Below are 1,672 nucleotides of genomic sequence, written 5' to 3'. Positions count from 1 at the left end.
TGGGAAGCACAACAGGCCACCCATCTGGTGGCAGGCCGCTAGGGAGCCTCTGAATAACTCCTTGCGTGCTCAGTCTTTCAGGCTGGCTCACAATCTAGGCGCGGTTTTGAAGGTGTATGTCCATCCACCGAGAAAGCGCAACAACGAGTGTGGGCCAGCCTGGAAGACCCGAAGGGCGCTCCAGGTCACGCTGAGCATGCAAGGAGTTATTCAGAGGCTCCCTAAGCCTAATACACAACTATAAAAGGTATCGATGGCCCGCACGGAAGACGGGACCGACGAACCGGCACACTCCCGAAGCCTGAAGGAATGACAAGAATGCGTAGAGCGGTCGCAGAAGTGGGAAGTAACGACAAGGATCGAAATTTTGTCACAGCGTTGGCCCGGGGGCTCGATATCCTGCGCTGTTTCGGACCTTCCGATGAATATCTTGGCAATGCGGAGCTGGCCAAACGGACCAGTATTCCGCGGCCGACGGTGTCGCGAATGACAGCGACCCTGACTCAGCTGGGCTACCTGCGTTATGTCCCGCAGCTCGAAAAGTACCGGCTGGGGCCGGGGGTGCTCGATCTCGGGTATCGCTATCTGGCCAGCGAAGGGGTGCGCGATCTGGCGCGTCCCTATATGCAGGAGCTGGCCGATGCCACCGATTGCATGGTGGCGATTGGTGCCCCGGACGGCGCGCAGGTGACTTACATCCAGGTGTGCCAGGGTAATGGTCCTCTGGTGCTGCGTCTGGATATTGGTTCACGGGTCCCGATGGCCACATCGGCACTGGGGCGAGCCTTTCTGGCGGCCACTCCGGCGTCAGAGCGGGAAATGTATTACGAACAGATTCGCAGCCAGGATCCGGCAAACTGGCCGGCCATAGAACGCAGCCTGCAAGAGGCCTACAAGGAATACGAGGAGTTTGGCTTCTGTACTTCCGATGGCGAATGGAACCGGGATGTGAGTGGCGTGGCTGTGCCGCTGATTCTGGATGGGGGTGCCCAGGTGGTGCCTTTCAATTGTGGTGGCTCTTCGCTGCGCTTGAGCCGTCGTACCCTGATCGAAAATCTGGGCCCGCGCCTGAAAGATGTGGTGGGGCAGGTGGCGCAGATGGTTCAGGGGCGTAGCCAGGCCTGATACACCAATAGAAGGATTGCCGATGGATGCTGTTTCTCCGCACAACGGAGTTTTCCTGGACGCTGCCAATGCCCGTTTTTCCACGGGCTTTCCCGCCGAGGTCGGTTTTCACTTTCTCGAATGGCAGGAAGGCCGGGCGGTGTTGGGTCTCAATATTGATGCCCGACATCTCAATCTGGCCAATGTCATTCATGGTGGGGTGCTGGCGACATTGATGGATGTGGCGGGGGCCTGTGCGGGGACATGGAACGCGGACCCTCGCAGCATTCGCAAGGCCGTCACCCTGTCCATGACGACCACCTTTACCGGCCAGGCCAGCGACGGGTTGATTCGTTGCATCGGTACCCGGCGCGCAGGGGGCTCGCGCATCTATAACAGCACCATGGAAGTGTTTGACGAACACGACAATCTGCTCGCCATGGGCGAGGCGACTTTCCGGCTTCGCAGTACCTGATTTGGACAGGGCGGGGGATGACCCCGCGCCCTGTTGTTGTTTCCTTAGGGAGCCTCTGAATAACTCCTTGCGTGCTCAGCGTGACCTGGAGCG

The 1,672-nt window shown here is 59.2% G+C and carries 2 protein-coding genes; both read left to right on the top strand.

All coding sequences use genetic code 11. The features are described from left to right. The first annotated feature begins 318 nt into the window (after positions 1–318). Positions 319–1,125, top strand: a complete 807-nt coding sequence (locus Q672_RS26745) for an IclR family transcriptional regulator (protein ID WP_022985559.1) — start codon at positions 319–321, stop codon at positions 1,123–1,125. A gap of 22 nt (positions 1,126–1,147) precedes the next feature. Further along, a complete protein-coding gene (locus Q672_RS26740) occupies positions 1,148–1,579 on the top strand; it encodes a PaaI family thioesterase (protein WP_022985558.1) in 432 nt (143 codons plus the stop codon). Positions 1,580–1,672: the final 93 nt, after the last annotated feature.

The organism is Alcanivorax sp. P2S70, from assembly GCF_000475295.1.
Lineage (GTDB): Bacteria > Pseudomonadota > Gammaproteobacteria > Pseudomonadales > Alcanivoracaceae > Alcanivorax > Alcanivorax profundi.
The sequence above is the reverse complement of the archived record's forward strand: the minus strand, read 5'-3'. Positions and strand labels throughout refer to the sequence as shown.